Raw genomic sequence first — 22,385 nt, 5'->3', positions numbered from 1 at the left:
ACAATTAATAGTTGCTTGATCAAACGTCTGCAAGATGGACAATCATCCTTCCTGCAGGCGCCTTCACAAGATACCTGCGCATACTTTCAAAGATCCGGGGAAGTGGCCTCAGCGCCATTCCCGTGTGCTGCGAAGTTTCCTTCGTAGCGAGCCGCCCATTATAGCCGACTTTTCCGCTTCGTCAACACCTTTTTTCAAGGCCGTCTCACCGAAGTGGACGTTGTTGCCGATGCTGCTTCGGCGTTGGACCCGAAGGCCTTTCGTCGTTGCGAGCCGCCTATTATGCCGGACTTTTCGAGTCCGTCAACACCTTCGTTCGATGATCTCGTCCGGCGGTGGCGGCGTTGCTGTTCGCGTTGCTGGCTTCCGAAGAAGTCGCCGCGCTGCAGCAAGGGAGCGAATTCTAGAGATCCTGCAGAATTCGTCAACACATTTTTTTCAGGAGCATGACAACGCATCGGCTGCTGCATGCACAACGGGCGTGCAACGATCACGGCGGCGTTGCCCGCGCGTTGCGCGGTCAACGCCGCAGGCGCTATCTATAGTGGGATGCATACAGGAAGGAAGACGATGGACACGACGGTACGACAGGGATGGTGGCGCGATCTTTCGATGCCGGCGATCGTCGCCGGCTTCATCACCGTGCTGGTCGGCTTCGCCAGCTCGGCGGTGATCGTGTTCCAGGCCGCGCAGGCCGTGGGTGCCGACCAGGCCCACATCGCCTCGTGGATGTGGGCGCTGGGGCTGGGCATGGGCGTGACCTGCATCGGCCTGTCACTGCGCTACCGGGTGCCGGTGGTCACCGCATGGTCGACGCCTGGGGCGGCGATGCTGGTCGTCGGTGCGGGTGGCGCCTCTCTGTCCGAGGCCACCGGTGCGTTCCTGCTTGCGGCAGTGCTGGGCATGCTCGCCGGCTTCTCGGGAGTGTTCGCCCGGCTGATGAAACGCGTGCCCATGGCCCTGGCCGCCGGCATGCTGGCCGGTGTACTGCTGCGCTTCGGGCTGGACGTGTTCGTGGCGATGAACACCCAGCGCGTGCTGGCATTGGCCATGTTCGCTACGTGGCTGCTGGGCCGCCGCCTGTTCCCCCGCTATGCGGTGATCGCCACCCTGCTGGTCGGCATCGCCATCGCTGCCAGCCAGGGTCTGCTGCATGCACAGCAGGTGCACCTGCAACTGGCGGCACCGCAATGGGTCACTCCCTCGCTGTCGTGGACGGCGATGGTCGGCATCGCCCTGCCCCTGTTCGTGGTCACCATGGCGTCGCAGAACATTCCCGGTGTGGCGGTGATGCGCGCCTCCGGCTACGACGCGCCGGTGTCACCGGTGATCGGCTGGATCGGCGTGGTCAACACGCTGCTGGCGCCCTTCGGTGCCTACGCATTGAACCTGGCCGCCATCACCGCGGCGATCTGCATGGGCCGTGATGCCCACGAAGACCCGTCACGGCGCTACACGGCGGCGATGGCGGCCGGCGCCTTCTATATCGTCATCGGCCTGTTCGGGGCCACCGTAGCGGCCCTGTTCGCTGCCTTTCCCAAGGAACTGGTGGCCTGTGTGGCCGGCATCGCCCTGTTCGGCACCATCGGCAACAGCCTGGCCAGCGCATTGGCAGTGGAGCGCGACCGCGAGGCCGCGCTGGTCACTTTCCTGGTGACCGCCTCGGGCATGACGCTGGCCGGTGTCGGTTCTGCGTTCTGGGGCCTGGTCGCCGGAACGATCTGCCTGTGGGTGCTGCGGCCGCGTTCGCCGGCTCAGTGATAGGTCTGCAGGAGGCCCTGGGTGATGTAACGCAGCGCGTAGATCAGGCCCAGGCAGACCACCACGGCCGAGGCGCGGGTGCCACCACGGCGAAGCAGCTCGGCGCGGATGCGGTTCGGCTGGCCGGCGTGGGTCGCCTGCACCCTCGCCAGCAGACGGCTGCAATGGCGCAGGTACAGGGCGTTGGCGAAGATGGCCAGGGCGATACGCGGGAGCAGCATGCCAAAGGCGATCTGCGGTATGCCCGCGTCGGCCAGCAGCATCAGGATCGGCAGCAGCGTGGTGACCAGGTAGAAGCCGATGGCGGCCAGGTACATCCGGCGATGCACCATCCACAGGGTGCCGAACAGGAAGGCGGGCCAGTTCCAGCGGCGCGGAGGCTTCGGCAGTGCACTGTCCTCATGCCAGAAACGTCGGTAGGCGGCGGCATTGGGCCCGACCACCAGCGTCAGGTAGTCGGCATCTTCCAGTGCAGTGCCTACATCGGCGTCAGCGCCGGGCGCCAGATAGGGGTTCTCGCTACCGGGCGAGGTCTGCGGATCGAGGGTGCTCATGCTGGCCATCCGTGCCAAAGGGGAAGCCCGCTATAGCGGCGCGCTGGACAGGATCTGAAGCAGAACATGACGCCCGCCCGGTGCCACGGTGACCACATCGGGCCCGGCGTTGGCCGCTTCCAGGCAGACATAGTCGCGCCAGCCGTCACCGACATCGGCCATCCTGGCGGCACCTTCGGCGCCAGGGTTCCATGCCACCAGCGAGCGGCTGCCTTCGGTACGGAGGTCGATGCGGCGCTTGAGCACCGGGTCGCGCAGCACATAGTGTCCGCCGGCCTGGGTGTAGATGCGGTCGCTGCGGCCCGGGTCACGCGGATCGCGCAGCGACCAGGGGCCCTGCTGGCGGCGCGGCTGGGCGTAGTTCTCGAACTTGTCGAGGTAGTCCAGGCCGTCGACGCCGTCGACATCGACCTTGCTGGCGTCACCGACACGGAAGTAGTTGTGCAGCGCCTGGGTGATGGTGGCTGGAGCCTTGCCGGTGTTCTCGGTGACCAGCTGCTGGCGCAGTTCACGGCCGACACGGACGGTCATGGTCAGGCGCAGGCCGAGGTTGTCCAACGCCGGCGGGGCCAGGGTCAGCTCGATGCTGCCATCGTCGAGCCGGCGCGCCTGCTGCAGTTCCCAGGGCAAGGTGCGCACGAAACCGTGGGCGGGCACGTCGTCGCCCTGCCCCTGGCGGCCGAAGTAGGGCCAGCACACCGGGCTGCCGCCACGGATCGGCGTGGGCAGCGCGGCACGCTTGGGCGAGAGCCACATCAGATCGGGCTGGCCCTTGGGCACGAACGAGAGGAGTTGGCCGCCGAACACGCTGATCGCGGCGGTGGCCTGGGGAGTTTCCACCAGCCAGGCGTCGAGTCCCTGGAACTGGCCACTGCTGACACCCTGGATCTGTTGCACGCTGGATCGACTCCGGATGGCCGGCGACTGCACGGCACTGTAGTTGTTGGGAAGGCTGAAGCGGGTCGGCGCGGCTGGCGCCTGTGCCTGCGGTTGTGCCTGCGGTTGTGCCTGCAGCGCGCGCAGGATGCGCTGGCCGGCGCGACCGTCGGCGTCGGCCCACCCGAGCCGACGCTGCTCGACCTGGATGGCACGACGACTGGCGGTACCGATCATGCCATCGGCGGCGCCGATGTCATGGCCGCGCGCGAGCAGCAGGGTCTGCAGCTGGCGGCGCTCGTCGCGGCCAAGGCCAGGGTCATCGGTTGGCCAGGCGGTGACCAGGCCGTTGCTGCCACGCAGGCGGTCGGCCAGGGTGGCGATGGCCAGCGCATAGCTCTCGGCCGCGTTGTAACTGTAGATCGCGTCGTAATTGCGGAACACCAGCAGCGCCGGGCCTTTTGTCCCGGACGGCAGCAGCAGCGCGGCGCGGGCGTCGGCGGGCAGGCCGGACGGTGCCAGCGCGCTACCGTCCAGGCCGGTCACGCCCAGTGCGCGCCAGTCGGCCGGTGACCGGCGCTGGGTGCGTCCCGCCTGGCTGGCGTTGAAACCGGCGGGGACACGGACTTCCATGCCCCAGGGTTCGCCGGTTCGCCAGCCGGCACGCTTCAGATAGTTGGCGGTGGAAGCCAATGCATCGGGAATGCTGCCGACCAGATCGCGGCGGCCATCGCCATCACCATCGACGGCAATGCGTGCGTAAGTGCTGGGCATGAACTGGGTGTGGCCGAAGGCACCGGCCCAGGAACCGGTCAGGCCCTGCGCCTGCAGGTCGCCCTGGTCGATGAGCTTGATCAGCGCCAGCAGTTCGCCGCGGAAGAAGGGCTGCCGGCGGCCGGCACAGGACAGCGTGGCCAGCGACTGCAGCAGTGGGCGTTTGCCGAACACGCGGCCGTAGTCGCTCTCTACACCCCATACGGCGACGATGGTGACTGGATCGACGCCGTACTGCGCCGATACGCGCTGAAGCAGGTCACGGTGCTGCTGCAGCATGGCGCGACCGTCGTCCACGCGCTGGCGATCGACCAGTGCGGCCAGGTAGTCCCAGATCGGCGTGGTGAACTCCGGCTGCGCATCGAGCAGCGGCAGCACAGTAGGGTCGGGCTGCAGTCCGGCGGTGATCGCATTGAAGCGGTCAGCGGCAATGCCCTGGCTGGCAGCCGTCGCCTGCAGGCCCGCCATGCAGCGGGCGAACGCGGGATCAGCGGTTGCCGCTGCTGCCGGCGGCGCGGCCGCTGGCATGGCAAGCGCGGCGGCCAGGCCGAGCGTGGTCAGAATGGGCATGGCGTCCTCCGTGTTGCCGGTGCTGCAGCCATGGTAACGCGGAGGGAGAGCAAGGTTGGTCCAGATTGCCGGCCAGCGGCCGGTACCACCTGTGCCTAGGGTGAGGGGCGCAGGAGGCGCAGGCCATAGGCGGGATCGTCCGCGTTCCAGGATGCCGCCACCTCCAGCGCTGCCTGCTGCAGCAGGTGGCCGAAGCTGGCATCGGTGTACTTGTGGCTGTACTCCACGCGGATCGGTTCGCCAGCGCTGAAGTGGAAGGTGCGGCCGTCGAGATGCACGTCCTGCTCGCGCTGGCTGACCAGATCGGTTTCGATGCGCAGGCGCGCGGTGCTGTAACGGGCCCGGTGACGGAAGCCGTCGAGATCGAAATCGCTGCCGACCTCGCGGTTGAGACGCGCCAGCAGGTTCAGGGTGAAGGCGGCGGTGACACCGTCGGCGTCGTTGTAGGCGGCTTCGATCAGTGCCGGGTCCTTGTGCAGATCGATGCCGACCAGGGCCAGGCCGTGCTTGCCCATGGTCTGACGCATTGCGCGCAGCAGCGCGATCGCATCCTCATCGGCGAAGTTGCCCAGCGTGGAGCCCGGGAAGAACAGCAGCCGGCGCGCGGCAGGCCGCTCTGGCGCGGGGACCTGCACAGGGCGGGTGAAGTCGGCACACACCGGCAGCATTTCCACGTCCGGCAGCGCCGGGGCCAGATGGTCGATGCTGGACAGCAACGCCGCGCGCGAGATCTCGATGGGTGTGTAGGCCACCGGGTCCTGCAGGGCAGCCAGCAGGCGCGCGGTCTTGCGGCCGCTGCCGCTGCCCAGTTCGACCACATGCACGCGCGGCCCCACCGCCTGCGCGATCTCCGGCAACACCCGGTCCAGCAGGGCCAGCTCGGTGCGTGTGGGGTAGTACTCGCGGGTGTGGGTGATCTGCTCGAACAAGCGCGAGCCGCGTGCGTCGTAGAAGTACTTGGAAGGCAGCTGCCGTGAGGCGTGCGACAACCCCGCCACGGCGTCGGCAAGGATCTGCTGGCGGCCGGGGGTAAGGTCGGTCAGCGCCTGCAGCGCATCCTGGACGGTACTCATGAAAGATCCCTTGCCAGGCGCAGGCCTGAGAACTGCCAACGCGCCGGTGGCATGAAGAAGTTGCGGTAGCTGGCCCGTACATGGCCGCGCGGCGTGGCGCAGCTGCCACCGCGCAGGACCCACTGGCCACACATGAATTTGCCGTTGTATTCGCCGAGGTTGCCGGCGAAGGGACGGAAGCCGGGATAGGCGCCATAGGCGCTGCTGGTCCATTCCCACACGTCGCCGAACAACTGGCGCAGTCCATCGCCCTGCCCTGCCATCGGGTGCAGATGGTCGTCATCGGCGAAGTGGCCTTCGACCGGCTGCGTGGCGGCGGCCGCTTCCCATTCGAATTCGGTGGGCAGGCGGGCACCGGCCCAGCGGGCGCAGGCATCGGCTTCGTAGTAGCTGAGGTGACAGACCGGCGCATGCGGATCGAGCTCGCGCCAGCCGCCGAGGGTGAACTCGCGCAGCAGGTCGTCATCCCAGTACAGCGGATGCTGCCACTGCTCGGCCTCGCGCAGCGCCCAGCCTTCGCTCAGCCACCAGCGCGGATCGCGGTAGCCGCCGGCGTCGATGAAGGCGCGGTACTCGGCGTTGCTGAGCGGGCGTTCGGCGATGGCATGCGCGGGAAGCAGCACGCGATGCACGGGCGATTCATTGTCATAGGCGAAGGCCGTGTGCTTCGGCCAGGCGGACGCACCGATGCTGACGATGCGTTCGCCCTGTTCGACCCAACCCTGCGTGCCGAGGGCGCTGACGGCGATGGGCAGGTCTTCGCGGTACGGCGGCTGCAGCGGATTGCACCAGAAGGCATGCTTGATGTCGGTGAGCAGCAGCTCCTGGTGCTGTTGTTCGTGCTGCAACCCGAGCTGCAGGTGCTGCAGGGCGTCGCTGCCGAGATCGCCATCGCGCAGTCCTGCCAGCACCTGCTCATCCACATGCTGGCGGTAGGCGTGGACCTGCTGCAGCGAAGGCCGCGACAGCAACCCGCGCTGAGGCCGTGCGTGGGCGGGGCCGAGACTCTTGTAGTAACTGTTGAACAGATAGTCCCAGGCCGGATCCCAGGGTGTGTAGCCGGGCTGGCTGGCCAGCACGAAGCGTTCGAAAAACCAGGTGGTGTGGGCCAGGTGCCACTTGGCCGGGCTGGCATCGGCCATGCTCTGCAGCAGGGCGTCTTCCGGGCTGAGGGGTGCGGCCAGCTGCACGCTGCGCCCCCGCACATGGGTGAAGTGGCGGGCGAGGTCACGCTGCGGGGCAGCGACGGCGGCGGGTACGCTGTCCATGCGACCAGCTTCGACCGCGGCCGGTGAGCGCGATGTCATGGCCCGGTGCCGCGGTGTTCACATCAGGCTGCGCGCATTCAAGAAGGACGCCGCTGCGCCGCTAACGGCAGTGCTGCGGCCGCGTCGTGACCGCGCTGGAATTCCGTGTGTCCCATCATCCGCTTCGACAGCCTGTGCACTATCTGTTCGTGCTGCCCGCCGTGCTGGTCGCGCTGGTGCTGTGGGCGAGCCTGGAAAGCGATGATGTCGGCCGCGCCGGGCAGCGCATCCTGCCGTGGTTGCTGGCCTGCCTGGGTGCAGGGCTGGCGCTGCTGTACAACCAGGTGCGCACGCTGTGCCTGTTGCTGCTGGTGGCGCTGGCCTTCGCGGTGCTGCACCAGGATCTTGGGCACTACCTGCGCGAGGGCCGGGTGACGGCGTTGACGCCACTGCGCTTCCACGCGATCTCGACCTGGCTGCCGTTGCTGTTCGCCGTCCATGCGTTGTGGACCGAACGTGGCCGCCGCCGCCAGGACCTGCTGCTGAGGGCCACGATCAGTGGTGTTGCGGTGGCGATTTTCATCCTGCTTGCCGCACAACAGCCACAGGGCATGCACGACCTGCTGTCGAACCGGCACTTCCCCTGGATACCGAGCGACTGGAACGCGCTGGCGCAGCTGCCTGCCGTGCTGTTCCTGCTGGCCACCGCTGCGCTGGCATGGCAGGCGTGGCGCCAGCCGCGGCCGCTGCATACGGCGATGCTGCTGGCCCTGCTGTGCCTGTGGTGGATGTTGCCGCGGATCTTCCTGCAGCCGGCACTGCTGCCGGCGCTGAGCGTAGCGGCACTGCTGCTGATGCTGGGCGCGACCCTGCAGGAGTCCTTCCACATGGCCTTCGGCGACGAGCTGACCGGCCTGCCCGGTCGCCGTGCGTTCAACGAGACCCTCAAGCGCGCCACCGGCACTTACAGCATCGCGATGATCGACGTGGATCATTTCAAGAAATTCAACGACACCCACGGCCACGACACCGGCGATGACGTGCTGAAACTGGTGGCCTCACGGCTGTCGCGGGTGGGCGACGGCGGCCGTGCGTTCCGTTATGGCGGCGAGGAATTCGCCGTGGTTTTCCTCGACCGCCCGGCATCGGCCTGCGTGGATGCGGTGGAGGCGCTGCGACAGGGCATCGAGCAGAGCCGCATGCAACTGCGCGACCGCAGCACGCGCACCCGCGACGATACGCTCGGCCAGCAGCAGCGCGGGCGCGGCGGTGGCGGTGCGGTGGTGCAGGTAACCGTCAGCATCGGCCTGGCCGACAGCCGGGTCGATCGGCGCCCTGCCGGGGTGGTCAAAGCGGCCGACCAGGCGCTGTATGCGGCCAAGGAGGAAGGCCGCAACCGCGTGTGCGCGCATGGCGGCCAGCGCGTGCTGGCCGTGCGCGGCAGCCAGGTTCAGACGGCGTCGAGGTAGTACCAGCGACCCTCGACCCGCAGGAAGCGGCTGTGCTCGGTCATTTTCACCGCGCTGCCGCCACCGACGCGGTAACGGGCGGTGAAGCGGACCTCGGCGCTGTCGCTGCCGGTCACCTGGTGGTCCTGCACGGTCAGGCCCAGCCATCGGGTGCGCTGGCCGGGGGCATCATCGAGCGACAGTTCTGCCGGACGGGTGTCCGGGTGCCAGGTGGCACGCAGGTAGTCCGGCAGGTGGCGCACATAGGCGCTGTAACGCGAGCGCATCAGGCGCTCGGCATCCGGCGCGGCGTCGCCGGCATGGAAGCGCCCGCAGCAGGCGGCGTAGTCGGCGGCCAGGCCACAGGGACAGGGATCGGGGGCGGATCGGCTCATGCAGGTATTGTCGCGTGGGCGGCGGCAATGTGACAGGCGTATGCTGTCGCGCCCCCACTTCGATCGATCGCCGTGCTGGAACTGATTCCTCCTGAGTTGTGGTGGCTGGTGGTGATCGCCTTCATTGCCGGCCTGGTCGATGCGGCCGTGGGCGGCGGCGGACTGGTGCAGCTGCCCGGCCTGTTCACGGTACTGCCGCAGCAGACCCCGGCGATGCTGTTTGGCACCAACAAGTTCAGCTCGATGTTCGGCACCGGCGCAGCGGCATGGCGCTATGCGCGCAACGTGCGCTTCCCGTGGAAGCCGGTGCTGTTCGCCGCCGGTACGGCCTTCGTGTTCTCCTTCCTGGGCGCTACGGCGGTCAGCCTGTTGCCCAAGGACGCAGTGCGGCCGCTGGTGCTGGTGCTGCTGGTGGCGATGCTGGCCTACACGCTATGGAAGAAGGACTTCGGCGCGCTGCACCGGCCGCAGGACATCGGCCGCCGCGAGCTGGTGATCGCGCTGGCGATCGGTGCGGCGATCGGCTTCTACGATGGCTTCTTCGGGCCCGGCACCGGCAGCTTCCTGATCTTCCTGTTCGTGCGCTTCTTCGGGCTGGACTTCCTGCGTGCGTCGGCTGCGTCGAAGGTGGTGAACCTGGCGACGAACGTGGCAGCGATCTCGTTCTTCGTACCGACCGGCAACATCCTGTGGCTGTTCGCGCTGCCGATGGCGGCGGCCAACATCATCGGTTCGGTGGTGGGCACGCGGTTGGCGCTGAAGGGCGGCACGCCGTTCATCCGCAAACTGTTCGTGGGCCTGGTGGTGGTGCTGATCGCGCGGATGGCGTGGGATACGTTCCGCAGTGCGTAAACGCGGTTGCCGGCCAGCGGCCGGCACTACCACTATCGGGGTTCATGACCCGGTAGGTGCCAACCTTGGTTGGCACGGCGTTTCCAGAGCGGTCAGGCTTCGGCTTCTTCCGGTTCGTCGGCCTGTTGGCGGCTGCGCTCCGGCAGCTTCAGGCGCTTGCCTTCTTCGTCGTACTCGATGAGCAGCACGCCCGAATCGTGGCGGCCACTGATCTCGACGAAGCAGGCGCCACCGATGAACGGTTCCAGCGTCATCACCGATTTCAGCGGGGTGGCCACCACCATCTGGAAACCGAAGTTGTCGAAGATGTTCATGGCCAGCGCGGTGAACTCGTTGTCGGCCTTGTCGAAGGCTTCGTCGAGCACGACTGCGGCGTAGCTGGGCAGCTGGCTGTCGGCGCCGCCGAGCTGGTAGCGCAGCGCCGCCGCCAGGCAGGTGGTGGCCAGCTTCTGCCGCTGGCCACCGGATTTGCCGGCGCCGCTGCGGTAGATCTCGACCTGCTGGCGCGTTTCCACATCCAGCTCCACGCCGATGAACTCCACGTGCAGGCGTACGTCCAGCACCACTTCGCGCCAGCGCTTGTCTTCGCCTTCCTGCGAGCCGAGGCGGTTGACCAGCTGGCGCAGGACGGTGAACTGCGTTTCCGCCAGGTCGCGCTGCTCGGTCTGCTGCTGCGACAACACCTCGCGCAGCTGCTGGTGGAACTCCTGCACTTCCGGCAGGCGCCGGTCGTTCAGTTCGATGGTCAGCAGGGTGCCACGGTTGAAGGGCACCTGCTCCAGGCTGGCGTTGACTTCGTCCAGGCGCTGGCCGATCGACTTGCGGGCCTCGGCGCTGTGACGCTGCAGCGCGAGCAGGTTGTTCTTGCTCTGGTTCTGCAGCAGGTCGAAGAAGCGTTCTTCGTGCTGCGGCAGGCCATCGCGTTCAAGGCGTTCGAGGCGAGCCAGGAAATCCTCGGCCGAGGCCACCGACACGGTGAAGTCGCCCGATTCTTCCGGCCACTGCTGGATGAAGCGACGGAAGCAGCCCAGCAGCAGGTTCTCGATGCGGTTGACGTCCTGCTGCGAAGACGAGAGCTGTTCGTTCAGCGCGTTGCTGACCTGGCGCATGTGCGCTTCCAGCGTTTCCAGGCTGAGCGGGCCCTGCTCCTGCAGGCGCTCGGCCAGGCCGGCTTCCTGGTCTTCGGCCAGCGCTGGCAGGACCAGTGCACGGCTCTGCTGGCGGGCACGGTCCAGGCGGTCGCGTTCGCGCACCAGCTGGCCGCGCTCGACGCGGGTGTCTTCGTAAGTGCGGCGGGCCTGCTCGATATCGGCGCGGGTGGCGTCGATCTGCTGGGCGATCCTGGCCAGGTCGGCATTGCCTTCGCGCAGGGCGTGCAGGCTGGCCTCGATGTCGGCCAGGCGCTGCTGCGGCGCGGCGACGTCGATTTCGTTCCAGCTGATGCCCACCAGCTGGTGGCAGGCCAGGCGACGTTCGTTGTCGCGGTCACGCTGGCTGCGCAGGCGCGCGATGTCGGTATCGCAGCTGGCGATACGGGCGGCCAGCTCCTGGGCTTCCTTCTCGAAGACGGCCAGCTTGTCGCGGTTGCTGAAGCCCAGCAGCCAGCGGCGGCGATCATTGACCGCACTGCGGTCGTCCTTCTCGAAGCGATCGCCCGGATGCTTGACCTGGCCTTCGCGGGTGATGCCGCGGTCGACGTTGCGCAGCTGCTTGGCGTCCACGCATTCGTAGTCGAAGCGCTTGCCCAGCTCGCGACGCAGCCAGCTTTCGAACACGTGATCGCGCAGTTCCAGCTTGTGCAGCAGCGACTTGGCGGACGGTTCGCGGGCGAACGCATCATCATTGCGACGCACGCGGTAGTAGGTGAAGCGCATCCCCAGGTGGGTGCGGTTCACCCACTCGGCGACGTCGTTGTAGTGCTTGTCATCGACCAGCAGCGATTGCGCGAAACCACCGAGCACGCGCTCGATCGCGCCCTGCCAGCTCTGCTCTTCCGAGCGGACCTGGATCAGCTCGCCGACGAACGGCAGGGCCGCTTCGGAGATGCCGGTTTCTTCGGCCAGGCGTGCGCGCAGCTTCTGCATCGGCGCAGGAATGCTGGAGGGTGTGCGCTGCATCGCCTCCAGTTCGCCACGCACTTCGGAGAAGCGCCGCTCGTCGTCGCGCTTGCCGCCCAGCCGTTCGCTGATGGCGTCGTCCAGGGCGCTCGACGCACGCTGACGGTCTTCCAGTTCGGACTGCGCCTGCTCGACCAGCTCGGCGAAGCCATGTGCATCCTCGGGCAGCGCGGCCTGCAGCTTCTGTGCGGCGTCACGCGCCTGCGCCTGCTTGGCCAGGCGGCGATCACGTTCGGCTTCGGCGCGGCCCTGCTCGCGTTCCAGTTCCTCGATGCGCTCACCACCCTGCTGGCGGCGCTGCAGTTCCAGCTCGGCCAGTCGTTCGGTGTGGTTGTCCAGCGCCGCACGACGCTGCGCTTCTTCGCCCAGCAGGCCACGATCGCGCGTGTCCATCTCGCGCAGGCGTGCTTCGATCAGCAACTGGCGGCGGCTTTCGCGGAAGCTGTCGATGCCGAGCTTGAGCGCTTCGTCGTCGCCGCGACGGCGACTCATCGCCTGCAGATCGCCATAGTGCTCGCGCGCCGGCTGCAGGGTTTCGACCTGACGCCGCGCGGTGACCACGGCCTGGTGCGCGCCATCGAGTTCGGCGAAATCGCTGACCAGTCGTTCGGCAGCGTCGAAGGTCTTCGGCGTGTCGAGCATGAAGTCGCGCAGGAAGACGTTCAGGTCACCCAGGTTCTTCGCCGACTGCGTCTTGTGCAGCAGCCGCAGCGCCATCTCGTTGTCGATGCCGAGCAGGTGGCGGAAGCGTTCGGCATAGCCGGAGAACGTGTCGAAGTGATGGACGTCGGCCAACTTCTGCTTGAGCTTGCGCAGGTCCAGATCGAAGCCGCCCAGATCCTTGGCGATGTCGAACGGACGCTCGGCAATCATGTAGTGCTTGCGCACGTCACCGGCGGAGGTGCTGCTGCCGGCGATCCAGAGCAGGCGTACCAGGCTGACCACGCGGCCATCGCCGGCACGGTACTCCAGCACCAGCGCGGTCCAGGTCGCGCCCTTGCGCAGGTACTGGGTGGCGATTTCACCGGTGCCACTGTCCTGCTGGTCGGCCCACGCGCCGCGCACGTAGGACACCAGGTTGCGGTCGCGGCCGCTGCGTTCGGCTTCACGCGCTGCGGCGTTGAAGTCGACGATGGCCGGTGGCGTCAGCAGGGCGGACATGGCATCGAGCAGGGTCGACTTGCCCGAACCGGAGCGGCCGACGAACAGGAAGCCGCGCTCGGCGATCGGTACTTCGGTCAGGCCGTTGAAGGTGCCCCAGTTGTGCACCTGCAGGCGGCGCATGCGGAACTGCTGCAGGCGCGGGTCCGGCAGGCCTTCGTTGAACAGGGCGGGAGTGTGCTTGGAAATGGCCATGCGGTGCTCGGGTCTCTCAGGCTTCAGCGGCCGGGGTTTCGCGCAGCTGGCGGTAAACCGCCGACAGCTGGGATACGTCTTCGGCGGAGAACAGCAGCTTCAACGCCGGCGAGACTTCGTGGCGGTCTTCCTGGCCGCCGAGGCGGGTCAGGATGTGGTTGTCCTTCATCTTCTGCACCGCCGAGGCGACACGGCGATTGAAGCCGGCGCGGTCGGTGGACAGGTTCTTTTCGTAGATGGCCAGTGCTTCGGCCATTTCAGCATCGGCGACCACGGCGCGGTTGCCACGCGCATCGGCTTCGCCCAGCTGCTGGCGCAGGTACAGCAGCAGCACCGAATCGATGAAGGTCAGCGGCGAGGTGCGCAGCAGTACCGGTGCATCGACATCTTCGGTGTCGGCCTGGCGGGTGAACGCCACGCCACTGTCACGGTCGAGCACCAGTTCCAGGAACAGGTCCGACAGCGCCGAACGGATACCGGCTTCGCTGCGGATCAGTGCCGGCCACAGCTTGGCGTGACGCAGCTGGTCGATGCTGGGGCCGATCAGCAGCTGGCACAGCGCGCGGCGCGCATCCAGCGGCAGGCGGCCGGTATCGCCCATGTAGTAGACGTCGTTGCCGCGCCGGGGCTGGGCCACGGTCGCCACCGGTTCGGCCTGGTAAGCGTCTTCGGCCAGGTCGGCATGCGGTGCATCGATGGGGTCTTCATGCCAGCTCATGGCGTCTCTCCTGGGTAAACCAAACCAGCGGGATGCGGGCACGACGGATCTGTCCGTCGCCACCTCGCCATTCGGCAAGCTCCTGTTCGCCGGCGATCACGCTGCCAAAGCGCGTGCCCAGCGAGAGGTAGCCGATGACACTGCCCAGCCCCTGCGGCGCTTCGCGCTGCGACAGGGCCTGGGCAATGCTGAGTTTCGGCTGCCTGTCGAGCAGGTCGTGCAGGTCGCGGCGCAGGGTGCGGAAATCGATTTCCGACGACGCCACCAGATCGCCCACGCTTTCCAGGCTGATGCTGGCCGCATCGTTGTATTCGACGTTGCCATCGACCTGCGCGCTGCGCGGGTCGTGCAGCTTCCACTGCGACCACGAGCGCAGGCGGCTGGTGGTCAGCTGCAGGTCGCGGCCAATGGCGCGCTGCGCCGGGAAGTCATCGCGCAGTGCCAGTGCTTCGGACTGCGCCTGCTTCAACAGCTGGTTGAGGCGGCGCTGTTCCAGGTAGCCACGGCTCTGCACAAAACCACGCAGGCTGCGCGCGAAGTTCTGCAGCACGTCATGCACCTGGCCACCACGCTCGAGCATGGTGCTGGTGAAGCCGCGCAGGAAGTTGCGCTCGTTGCGATCCAGCCGCCGGGCGAAGCCACGGGCCAGCAGCGTCTCCAGCGCGGCATCGAGCTGGGCGCTCTGTTCGGCGTCGTTGAGCAGGCGCCAGAACGCCTGGAAACTACGGCCCGCGTCGCTCTCGCCGATCACGTCCACGCCTTCGAACAGCTTGGACAGCACGTCGCCGCGCTCGCCTTCGTCATCGATGATGCGTTCACGGAACTCACGGTTGAGCTGTTCAAAGTCGTCGCGCACGCGGCGGAAGTCTTCGGTCAACTCGTCGGCCAGGCCGATGATCTGCCGCGTACGTTCCAGCGCGCGCTTGCCGTCCAGGGCCGTCACACGGCCAGCGCTGACACGGGCGATCTCGGCATCGATGCGATCGCGCTCGTCGCGTAGTGCGGACAGGCGTGCGTCCGGGTCGGCCTCGGTCTGCGCGGCCAGCTGCGACAGCTGCTCGATCACCAGTGCCAGACGGCTTTCGGTGGCGGCCACGCGGGCCTGCTCCATGCTGTCGGCGAAGCGGATCGCCTGCAGCGCCTGGGTCGAGAGCTCGTACTGCTCCTGGTCGGCGCCTTCAGGCAGCCGGCGTTCCAGCCAGCCCTGCGCGAGCCAATGGGCGACGTAGGCCTGCGCGGTCCGCGGCAGCTCGCGCGACAACTCGTCGCCGTTGAGCTGGTCCAGCGCACGCTGCAGGCGCTCATTGAGAACCGATGCCGGCAACGTGCGATCGCCGTCCATCAGCAGGCCCTGCAGCAGGCCGATGATTTCCGGTGCGTGGTCGGCGGCGAGCAGCTTCCATTGCGGCTGTTCGCGCAGGTGGCGATAACGGGTGATGCGTTCGCGGTGCTTCATGCAGCGAGATCGGTCGGAAGGGCGCGGCGGCCAGCGCGCGCGCAAAAGCGCGGCGCAGGCACGGCGAAAGCGGCGGCCACGCGCGGCCGCCACTGGGAGGCGACGGCGCTCAGCGCTTGCCGCCCACTTCGATGAAGCGCAGGAACTCGGCGCGGGTGCGGGCGTCCTCGCGGAAGCTGCCCAGCATCTTCGAGGTGACCATGCTGACGCCGCGCTTGTGGATGCCGCGGGTGGTCATGCACTCATGGGCGCCTTCGACAACGACGCCGACACCGACCGGCTGCAGCACATCCTGGATGCACTGGGCGATCTGCGCGGTCATCTTTTCCTGGACCTGGAAGCGGCGGGCGTAGGCTTCGACCACGCGTGCCAGCTTGCTGATGCCCACCACCTTGCCGGCCGGCAGGTAGCCGACGTGCACGCGGCCGATGATCGGCGCCATGTGGTGCTCGCAGTGGCTTTCGTATTCGATGTCGCGCAGGACGATCAGCTCGTCGTAGCCGGCCACTTCCTCGAAGGTGCGTTCCATGTAGGCGCGCGGGTCGTCGCGGTAGCCGCTGAACCAGTCGCCATAGGCTTCGGCCACGCGGCGCGGGGTATCCAGCAGGCCTTCGCGGGTCGGGTCCTCACCGGCCCAACGCAGCAGGGTGCGCACGGCATCCTCGGCCTGGACCTGGGTCACTTCGCCCTGCGGGGCGGCCTTTTCGTTGTTCTTGCTCATTGCATACAGCGCCCGAACGGGGGGCGAGCATCGTACCCGACCGGGGGGTGGGTCGTCCTCTGGGGACGGTTCATCGGGGGTCGTCGTGGTGCGTCATTGCTATCGGTCTGGAGGGGGTGAGGGGGCTGCGCAGGACACGCCGTGAACCCGTCCATGGGGGCTCGATGGCGCCATCCATGGCGCCAACGGTCCTGCGCAGCCCCCTCACCCCCTCCCCGACAGTTTCCTGCGGGCGCGGCCGGACCGCCCGAAAGCGGGGTCAAAAGCTGGGGTTCATGGCTTCGGAGAGTGCTCTGGTAGCGCCGGGCCATGCCCGGCGAGCGGAGCGGTGCCACCAGGAGCCGCCGGGCATGGCCCGGCGCTAGCGCTCTTGTTCTTGAAGAGCCAACCCTCCGCGCTCGCGGGGTGATGGATGGGCAGCGGGGGTCGGGCGGTGCAGGACCGTCCGCGGCATGAATGCGCCGATCGAGCTTACAGGGACGTACTTGCAGCGTGTCCTACCCCGCCCGGCCCTCCGCCACCCCAACCGATAGCCAGCAGGCGCAACGCTTTCCTCAATACACCCCACCCATTCAGCAGAACCTATTGATAGGAATGAAATTAGTAGTATCCTATCTATTACTTATGGACCGACCCCTCGACGAGCGCACCGTGCTGCAGATGCAGCTCAGCTCCGGCCTGCTGTACGCAGGGCGGCAGTGGCAGCGCCTGGCCGACAGCCGGTTGGGCAGCTACGGCATCTCCACCGCCTGCACCATGCCCCTGCTGATGATCGGCCGCTCCGGCGGTGGCATCCGCCAGGTCGCGCTGGCGCAGCAGCTGGGCATGGAAGGCCCTTCCCTGGTGCGCCTGCTGGACAAGCTCTGCGCCAGTGGGCTGGTCCGCCGCGAATGCGATGCCAGCGACCGCCGCGCCAACCTGCTGTGGCTGACCGAGGAAGGCCAGGCGTTGGTGCGCGAACTGGAAGATCAGTTGATCGGCCTGCGCCAGGACGTGTTCGGCGAGCTTTCCATGGATGAACTGCATGCCGTGCTGAAGGCATGGCGCCTGCTGGCCGAGGCTGCCGACCGCATCACGTAAGCCCGTTGTCGGTGAATGCCGCCGCTGCCGTGCATGCGCCAGCGGCTTTTGCCCGTTGCCGTTGTCCTGTTCACCTCCCCTTCCCCTACCGTCCCCGCCCCTACCGATGCCCGGTGAATTCAGTCTCCACGGAGTGTTCGTCCCGACCCTGCTCGGGTTGATGGTGTTGGCCTACCTGGTCAACAGCGGCCTGCACGCGCTGCTGCAGCGTGCCGGTGCCTATCGCCACGTATGGCACCCGGCGCTGTTCAACCTGGCCTTGTACGGGATCGTGCTGGGCCTGCTGTTCCACCTCCTGCGTTGGATGCAATCGTGAACAAGATCGTGAAGAAGACTCTGCCGGTGCTGCTTACCTGCGCAGCCGTGATCGTCGCCCTGCTGGTGCTGCGCCAGCTGTGGGTCTACTACATGGATGAGCCGTGGACCCGCGACGCCCACGTCGGCGCCGACGTGGTGCAGGTCGCGCCGGATGTGTCCGGCCTGGTCGAAACGGTGCAGGTAGCCGACAACCAGGCAGTGAAAAAGGGCGACCTGCTGTTCGTGATCGATCGCGCGCGCTACCGCATCGCGCTGGAGCAGAGCCGCGCCAGCCTGGCCGAACGCCAGGCATCGGTCGCGCAGCTGCGCCGTGAGATCGGACGCGACCGCAGCCTGCAGGATCTGGTCGCCGCCGAGGACGCCGAAGTGCGCCGGGCCAAGCTGCAGGCCGCACAGGCCGCATTGGCCACCGCACAGGCCGCGGTCGACCTGGCCGAACTCAACCTGGCCCGCACCGAAGTACGTGCACCGGCCAATGGCCGGGTCAACGACCGCACCATGCGCGTGGGCGACTACGTGGTGGCCGGCAAGCCGGTGCTTGCGCTGCTGGATACCGGTTCGTTCCGCATCGATGGCTACTTCGAGGAAACCCGCCTGCGCGGCGTGGCCCCGGGGCAGCGCGTGGACATCCGCCTGATGGGCGAGGACACCCCTCTGCACGGCCATGTCGAGAGCATCGCCGCCGGCATCGAGGATCGCTACCGCAGCAATGGCAGCACCCTGCTGCCGAACGTGACCCCGGCCTTCGACTGGGTGCGGCTGGCGCAGCGCATCCCGGTGCGCATCGCCATCGACGAGGTGCCTGCCGGCGTGGAGCTGATCGCCGGGCGCACCGCCACGGTGACCGTGGATACCGGCCGCCACGTGCAGAACAAGAAGGCCGGCGCTGCGCCGACACAGGCGGGCCTGTGAACGCCGCCCTGCCCCGCCTTGGCCTGATCGTCGCGCTGGCCAGCCTGGCTGCGTGCAGAACCGTCGGCCCGGATTACACGCTGCCCGAGGGCTCGGCATTCAAGCGGCCGCAAGCGAATGCCGCGTTCATCGATACCCACAACCCCGAAGTGGCTGCCAACCAGGCACTGCCGGCACGCTGGTGGTCGCTGTACAACGACCCGGTGCTGGACGGGCTGATCACCCAGGCGCTGCGCGACAACGTCGAACTGAAGGCCGCCGACGCGCATCTGCGCCGCGCTGCTGCGGTGTACGAGCAGGCGATGGACGCCGGTGGCTTCGAGTACGAGGCCGAAGCCGGCGTCAGCCGCGCACAGTTGTCGGCCGAGTCGTTCCTGCAGGAGCACGAGCTGCCGGTGATCAACCTGGCCGACGGCAAGTTCGCGGTGAGCTACCAGTTCGACCTGTTCGGCAAGCTCAGGCGCGGTGCCGAAGCAGCCCGCGCCGACGAACAGTCGGTGGCCGCTGCACGTGACCTGGCCCAGGTGAGCGTGGTGGCCGAGGTGGCCGACAGCTACCTGGAGATCTGCCATGCCAACCATGAGCTGCATGTCGCCGAGCATTCCCTGCAGCTGCAGCAGCGCAGCCGTTCGGTCACCCAGCGGTTGATCGGCGCAGGCCGCGGCACGCCGCCGGAACTGGCGCGCGCCAATGCCCAGGTCGCGCTGCTGGAAGCCGCATTGCCCCCGCTGCAGGCGCAGCGTTCGGCCGCCGCCTATTCGCTGGCGGCACTGCTTGGGCAGACCCCGGGCCAGCTGCCGGCCGGGGTGATCGACTGCGCGCACGCACCCACCCTTGCCCAGCCGCTGCCGGTCGGTGATGGCCGCGCGCTGCTGCAGCGCCGTCCCGACATCCGCCAGGCCGAACGCAAGCTGGCCTCGGCCACCGCGCGGATTGGTGTCGCCACTGCCGAGCTGTACCCGGACATCCGCCTGGGCGCTTCGGTCGGCGCCGCCGGCCTGCTGGAAGACTTCGGCCAGCCGATGACCCAGCAGTGGTCGTTCGGCCCGCTGATCTCGTGGACGCTGCCGTCCTCGGGCACGCATGCACGCATCCATGCCGCCGAGGCTGGCGCCGATGCCGCGCTGGCCGAGTTCGACCATGCCGTGCTGCAGGCACTGCGCGAAACACAGACCGCACTGGACCGCTATGCGCAGGATCTGCGCCGCCTGCAGTCGTTGCGTGTGGCGCAGGAGCAGGCTGCGATGGCCGCAGAGCAGAACCGCCGGCTGTACCAGGGTGGCCGCACGCCGTACCTGTCCAGCCTGGATGCCGACCGCAGCCTGGCCAGCAGCGATGCCACCCTGGCCGCGGCCGAAGCCCAGGTCTCGCGCGACCAGATCCATCTGTTCCTGGTACTGGGCGGTGGCTGGCAGGACAGTGCCGCGTCTGCGTCTGCGCCGACGGCGGCGAGGTAAGCGATGAACGGGCTGACCGACCGCCAGGCCTGGCTGTTCTCGATCAAGACCTACCTGGCAGCGATCGTCGCGCTGTATATCGCCATGGCCGGCAACCTGTCGCGCCCGTACTGGGCGATGGGCACGGTGTACATCGTCAGCCAGCCGCTGCTGGGCCCGACCCGGGCCAAGGGCGTGTACCGCATCCTCGGCACCCTGGCCGCCGGCCTGGCCACCCTGCTGATGTTGCCCGCCCTGGTGGAAACACCGCTGGTGCTGAGCGCGGCGATGTCGATCTGGCTGGCCGGCTGCCTGTTCCTGGCCCTGCTCAACCGTGGCCCACGTGGCTACGCGTTCCTGCTGGCCGGCTACACCACTGCATTCATCGGTTTCCCGGCGGTGACCTCGCCGGAGACCATCTTCGACACCGTGGTGGCGCGCAGCGAGGAGATCATCCTCGGTACAGTGGTAGCGGTGCTGTTCGCCTCGCTGCTGTTCCCGGCCTCGGTGCGGCCGATGCTGGGCGCGCGCATCGGCAACTGGATGGAGGACGCAGCGCAGTGGTGCCGGCAGATCCTCGAGCGCGGCCGCGCGCATGCCCCACGCAACCGGCTGGCCGCCGACCTGGTGCAGTTCGAGGCACTGATCGAGTTCCTGCGCCGCGATGACCCACGCCATGCCGGCGCGGCCGTCTCGATGGAGCGCCTGCGCGAACGCATGCTGTTGCTGCTGCCGGTGCTGTCATCGATCGCCGACCGCCTGAGTGCGCTGCGCAGCGATGGACAGACCCTGCCCGAGGGCCTGCCGACGCTGGTCGATGACATCCACGACTGGATCGACACGCCGTCCAGTGCCAGCGACTACGCGCGCCTGCGCGCACGCATCAGTGCGCTGAAGCCACAGGTGGACCGCGATCTGCAGCACCTGCAGCTGGCCAGCCTGCTGCTGCGCCTGGAGGAGCTGGTGGACCTGTGGCAGGACTGCCGCACCCTGCAGCACGCGATCGACCAGGGCACCGCGCCGCTGGACCGTGCGCACTACCGCATCCGCACCGAACGCGCCGCCACCGACAAGCACGTCGACTACGGCATGGCACTGTTCTCCGCGCTCAGCGCCGGCGTGGCGCTGATGAGCTACTGCGTGCTGTGGATCGGCCTGGGCTGGGAGGGCGGTGGCAACGGCGCGATGATGGCCGCGGTGACCGCCGCGTTCTTCGCGGCACAGGACGACCCGGCGCCGAGCATGGTCTCGTTCCTGGTGTGGGCGATGGTGGCTTCGCTGGTCGCCGGCGTGTACCTGTTCGGCGTGTTCCCCGCCGTGCACGACTTCGGCCTGCTGGCGCTGGTGCTGGCAGTGGTGTTCCTGCCGTTGGGCCTGCTGCTGCACCACCCGAAGAGCGCGCTGTTCGCGCTGCCGCTGACGGTCAACCTGGCTGCGCTGCTCAGCCTGCAGAACACCTACAGTGCCAACGTGCAGACCTTCGCCAACTCGTCGATCGCGATGTTCATCGGCATTGGCTTTGCGGTGGTGATGACCCGGCTGTTCCGCTCGGTGGGTGCCGAATGGACCGCGCGCCGGCTGGTACGGCAGGGCTGGACCACGCTGGCCGAGGCGGCCGAAGGCCGTGGCCAGCAGGATCGCCAGCGCTTCGCCGCGCGCATGCTGGATCTGCTCGGCCTGCTGGCACCGCGCCTGGCGGCGACCCCGGAAGGCAGCGACATCGCCTCGGTGGACATGCTCAACGAGGCGCGCATCGGCCTGAACATCCTGCAGCTGCGCCGCGCCCGCCTGGAGCTGCCGGAGCGCAGCCGTGAGGCGGTCGAGCACATCCTGGAGGAAGTGGCCGTGCACTATCGGCGGCAGATCGCCGCACGCAAGCCGATTGTGCCGGCCGAGGCGCTGCGCGAGCGGCTGGACACCTCATTGGGCCGGGTAGGCAGCGTGGCCGCCTGCAAGGCACGCGACGAGGCGCTGATGGGCCTGGTCGGCCTGCGGTTTGCGCTGTTCCCGGACGCGAAGGCGTTGGCGCCGGGATTGGCGGACGCCGCAGCGCCGTCCGTCTGATGCGATCCGCCGGGCATGGCCCGGCGCTACCATCGTCATCCGCTAGCGCCGGGCCATGCCCGGCGTCCTTACGCCACGGCAACAGGATGGTTCAATGAGTTACGACATGATGGTGTTCGAGGCCAGCGTCGCCCCGCGTGAAGCGGCGGCGTTCATCGCCTGGTTCGAGAAGCAGGCGCAGTGGGGCGAGAGCCACGAGTACGACGACCCGGCGGTCAGCAGCCCGGCGCTGCAGGCATGGTTCGCGGAGATGGCGCAGGAGTTTCCGCCGATGAACGGCCCGCTGAGCAATGACGATGATGATCGCGCCGAGGTGACCGAGTACAGCATCGGCCGCCATGTGATCTATGGCGCGTTCGCGTATTCGGTGGCCGAGCGCGCGCATGGTCGGGTGCAGGACCTGGCCGAGAAGCACGGCGTGGGGTTCTTCGATGTCAGTGCGGATGAAGCGGCGATCGTGTATCCGGATGGGTTGGTGTTGATGCCGGAATAGATTTGGCGGCAGGGCTGCGCCCTGCACCCGCCGAATCAACGTCAGCGGCAACGTCAACATCAAATGCGTGCTCTCCGTGGGTTGGCGGGGGGGGGGGGGGGGGGGGGGGGGGGGGGCGGGGCGCCCCCGGGGCCCCCCCCCCCCCCCCCACGCCCCCCCCCCCC

18 protein-coding genes are annotated in these 22,385 nt (G+C 67.9%); 9 read left to right on the top strand and 9 right to left on the bottom strand.

The window, feature by feature from the left end:
• Positions 1-570 precede the first annotated feature (570 nt).
• Positions 571-1,761, top strand: a complete 1,191-nt coding sequence (locus ABIA73_RS21170; protein WP_354276245.1) for a benzoate/H(+) symporter BenE family transporter — start codon at positions 571-573, stop codon at positions 1,759-1,761.
• Here ABIA73_RS21170 and ABIA73_RS21165 read toward each other — a convergent pair.
• From ABIA73_RS21165 to egtB, 4 genes are all read right to left on the bottom strand, one after another.
• A complete protein-coding gene (locus ABIA73_RS21165; protein ID WP_354276244.1) occupies positions 1,755-2,315 on the bottom strand; it encodes a DUF2628 domain-containing protein in 561 nt (186 codons plus the stop codon). The genes ABIA73_RS21170 and ABIA73_RS21165 overlap by 7 nt on opposite strands.
• A gap of 30 nt (positions 2,316-2,345) precedes the next feature.
• Positions 2,346-4,493 (bottom strand): lytic murein transglycosylase, encoded by a 2,148-nt coding sequence (locus ABIA73_RS21160; protein WP_354276246.1) that lies wholly within the window; start codon positions 4,491-4,493, stop codon positions 2,346-2,348.
• A 137-nt stretch (positions 4,494-4,630) separates the two neighbouring features.
• Entirely contained in the window at positions 4,631-5,608 is a 978-nt protein-coding gene (egtD, locus tag ABIA73_RS21155) for an L-histidine N(alpha)-methyltransferase (protein ID WP_223483094.1), read from the bottom strand.
• On the bottom strand, positions 5,605-6,876 hold the full coding sequence (egtB, locus tag ABIA73_RS21150) for an ergothioneine biosynthesis protein EgtB (RefSeq protein ID WP_354276243.1): 1,272 nt from the start codon (positions 6,874-6,876) through the stop codon (positions 5,605-5,607). The genes egtD and egtB overlap by 4 nt, the downstream gene beginning before the upstream one ends.
• 146 nt (positions 6,877-7,022) lie before the next feature.
• Between egtB and ABIA73_RS21145 the strand changes: the two genes are divergently transcribed.
• The gene (locus ABIA73_RS21145) at positions 7,023-8,324 is read left to right on the top strand and encodes a GGDEF domain-containing protein (protein WP_301865546.1); all 1,302 of its coding nucleotides are present in this window, start codon (positions 7,023-7,025) and stop codon (positions 8,322-8,324) included.
• On the opposite strand, the gene ABIA73_RS21140 is transcribed toward ABIA73_RS21145, so the two are convergent.
• Complete coding sequence (locus ABIA73_RS21140) at positions 8,306-8,698, bottom strand: YchJ family metal-binding protein (RefSeq protein WP_025875668.1); 393 nt, start codon at positions 8,696-8,698, stop codon at positions 8,306-8,308. The two genes, ABIA73_RS21145 and ABIA73_RS21140, sit on opposite strands and share 19 nt — an antisense overlap.
• 72 nt (positions 8,699-8,770) lie before the next feature.
• Between ABIA73_RS21140 and ABIA73_RS21135 the strand changes: the two genes are divergently transcribed.
• Positions 8,771-9,550: a sulfite exporter TauE/SafE family protein gene (locus tag ABIA73_RS21135; RefSeq protein WP_025875666.1), complete on the top strand. Its 780-nt coding sequence runs from the start codon at positions 8,771-8,773 to the stop codon at positions 9,548-9,550.
• Between the two features lie 92 nt (positions 9,551-9,642).
• Here ABIA73_RS21135 and ABIA73_RS21130 read toward each other — a convergent pair whose 3' ends face one another.
• The 4 genes from ABIA73_RS21130 to folE all read right to left on the bottom strand — a co-directional run bounded on the left by ABIA73_RS21130 (position 9,643) and on the right by folE (position 15,918).
• Complete coding sequence (locus tag ABIA73_RS21130; RefSeq protein WP_032978542.1) at positions 9,643-13,023, bottom strand: ATP-binding protein; 3,381 nt, start codon at positions 13,021-13,023, stop codon at positions 9,643-9,645.
• Between the two features lie 16 nt (positions 13,024-13,039).
• Entirely contained in the window at positions 13,040-13,741 is a 702-nt protein-coding gene (locus tag ABIA73_RS21125; RefSeq protein WP_025875661.1) for a DUF4194 domain-containing protein, read from the bottom strand.
• Positions 13,728-15,197 carry a DUF3375 domain-containing protein gene (locus ABIA73_RS21120; RefSeq protein ID WP_059065679.1) on the bottom strand — a complete coding sequence of 490 codons (1,470 nt, stop codon included), beginning with the start codon at positions 15,195-15,197 and terminating at the stop codon, positions 13,728-13,730. Before ABIA73_RS21120 ends, ABIA73_RS21125 begins: the two co-directional genes overlap by 14 nt.
• A gap of 109 nt (positions 15,198-15,306) precedes the next feature.
• Complete coding sequence (gene folE / locus ABIA73_RS21115; protein WP_025875657.1) at positions 15,307-15,918, bottom strand: GTP cyclohydrolase I FolE; 612 nt, start codon at positions 15,916-15,918, stop codon at positions 15,307-15,309.
• Positions 15,919-16,542: 624 nt separating this feature from the next.
• Here folE and ABIA73_RS21110 point away from each other — a divergent pair.
• The 6 genes from ABIA73_RS21110 (at position 16,543) to ABIA73_RS21085 (ending at position 22,221) form a co-directional block, all read left to right on the top strand.
• Complete coding sequence (locus ABIA73_RS21110; protein ID WP_025875653.1) at positions 16,543-16,998, top strand: MarR family winged helix-turn-helix transcriptional regulator; 456 nt, start codon at positions 16,543-16,545, stop codon at positions 16,996-16,998.
• A 106-nt stretch (positions 16,999-17,104) separates the two neighbouring features.
• On the top strand, positions 17,105-17,314 hold the full coding sequence (locus tag ABIA73_RS21105) for a DUF1656 domain-containing protein (RefSeq protein ID WP_025875651.1): 210 nt from the start codon (positions 17,105-17,107) through the stop codon (positions 17,312-17,314).
• Positions 17,311-18,228, top strand: a complete 918-nt coding sequence (locus ABIA73_RS21100; protein ID WP_025875649.1) for an efflux RND transporter periplasmic adaptor subunit — start codon at positions 17,311-17,313, stop codon at positions 18,226-18,228. Before ABIA73_RS21105 ends, ABIA73_RS21100 begins: the two co-directional genes overlap by 4 nt.
• Complete coding sequence (locus tag ABIA73_RS21095; RefSeq protein ID WP_354276242.1) at positions 18,225-19,685, top strand: efflux transporter outer membrane subunit; 1,461 nt, start codon at positions 18,225-18,227, stop codon at positions 19,683-19,685. Before ABIA73_RS21100 ends, ABIA73_RS21095 begins: the two co-directional genes overlap by 4 nt.
• 3 nt (positions 19,686-19,688) lie before the next feature.
• Positions 19,689-21,728, top strand: a complete 2,040-nt coding sequence (locus tag ABIA73_RS21090; protein ID WP_312401669.1) for an FUSC family protein — start codon at positions 19,689-19,691, stop codon at positions 21,726-21,728.
• 94 nt (positions 21,729-21,822) lie between these two features.
• Entirely contained in the window at positions 21,823-22,221 is a 399-nt protein-coding gene (locus ABIA73_RS21085) for a hypothetical protein (protein ID WP_032978532.1), read from the top strand.
• The last annotated feature ends 164 nt before the right edge of the window (positions 22,222-22,385 follow it).

The sequence above is a fragment of the Stenotrophomonas sp. 2694 genome (assembly GCF_040548715.1).
Taxonomy (GTDB): Bacteria; Pseudomonadota; Gammaproteobacteria; order Xanthomonadales; family Xanthomonadaceae; genus Stenotrophomonas; species Stenotrophomonas indicatrix.
Note: the sequence above shows the minus strand (reverse complement) of the source record. Positions and strands in the feature narration are given on the sequence as shown.

What these genes read in the sequence shown, in the direction of transcription:
- ABIA73_RS21170 (WP_354276245.1), top strand. Translation starts at nt 571, where the DNA reads ATGGACACGACGGTACGACAGGGATGGTGGCGCGATCTTTCGATGCCG.
- ABIA73_RS21165 (WP_354276244.1), bottom strand. Translation starts at nt 2,315, where the DNA reads ATGAGCACCCTCGATCCGCAGACCTCGCCCGGTAGCGAGAACCCCTAT.
- ABIA73_RS21160 (WP_354276246.1), bottom strand. Translation starts at nt 4,493, where the DNA reads ATGCCAGCGGCCGCGCCGCCGGCAGCAGCGGCAACCGCTGATCCCGCG.
- egtD (WP_223483094.1), bottom strand. Translation starts at nt 5,608, where the DNA reads ATGAGTACCGTCCAGGATGCGCTGCAGGCGCTGACCGACCTTACCCCC.
- egtB (WP_354276243.1), bottom strand. Translation starts at nt 6,876, where the DNA reads ATGGACAGCGTACCCGCCGCCGTCGCTGCCCCGCAGCGTGACCTCGCC.
- ABIA73_RS21140 (WP_025875668.1), bottom strand. Translation starts at nt 8,698, where the DNA reads ATGAGCCGATCCGCCCCCGATCCCTGTCCCTGTGGCCTGGCCGCCGAC.
- ABIA73_RS21130 (WP_032978542.1), bottom strand. Translation starts at nt 13,023, where the DNA reads ATGGCCATTTCCAAGCACACTCCCGCCCTGTTCAACGAAGGCCTGCCG.
- ABIA73_RS21125 (WP_025875661.1), bottom strand. Translation starts at nt 13,741, where the DNA reads ATGAGCTGGCATGAAGACCCCATCGATGCACCGCATGCCGACCTGGCC.
- ABIA73_RS21120 (WP_059065679.1), bottom strand. Translation starts at nt 15,197, where the DNA reads ATGAAGCACCGCGAACGCATCACCCGTTATCGCCACCTGCGCGAACAG.
- folE (WP_025875657.1), bottom strand. Translation starts at nt 15,918, where the DNA reads ATGAGCAAGAACAACGAAAAGGCCGCCCCGCAGGGCGAAGTGACCCAG.
- ABIA73_RS21110 (WP_025875653.1), top strand. Translation starts at nt 16,543, where the DNA reads ATGGACCGACCCCTCGACGAGCGCACCGTGCTGCAGATGCAGCTCAGC.
- ABIA73_RS21105 (WP_025875651.1), top strand. Translation starts at nt 17,105, where the DNA reads ATGCCCGGTGAATTCAGTCTCCACGGAGTGTTCGTCCCGACCCTGCTC.
- ABIA73_RS21090 (WP_312401669.1), top strand. Translation starts at nt 19,689, where the DNA reads ATGAACGGGCTGACCGACCGCCAGGCCTGGCTGTTCTCGATCAAGACC.
- ABIA73_RS21085 (WP_032978532.1), top strand. Translation starts at nt 21,823, where the DNA reads ATGAGTTACGACATGATGGTGTTCGAGGCCAGCGTCGCCCCGCGTGAA.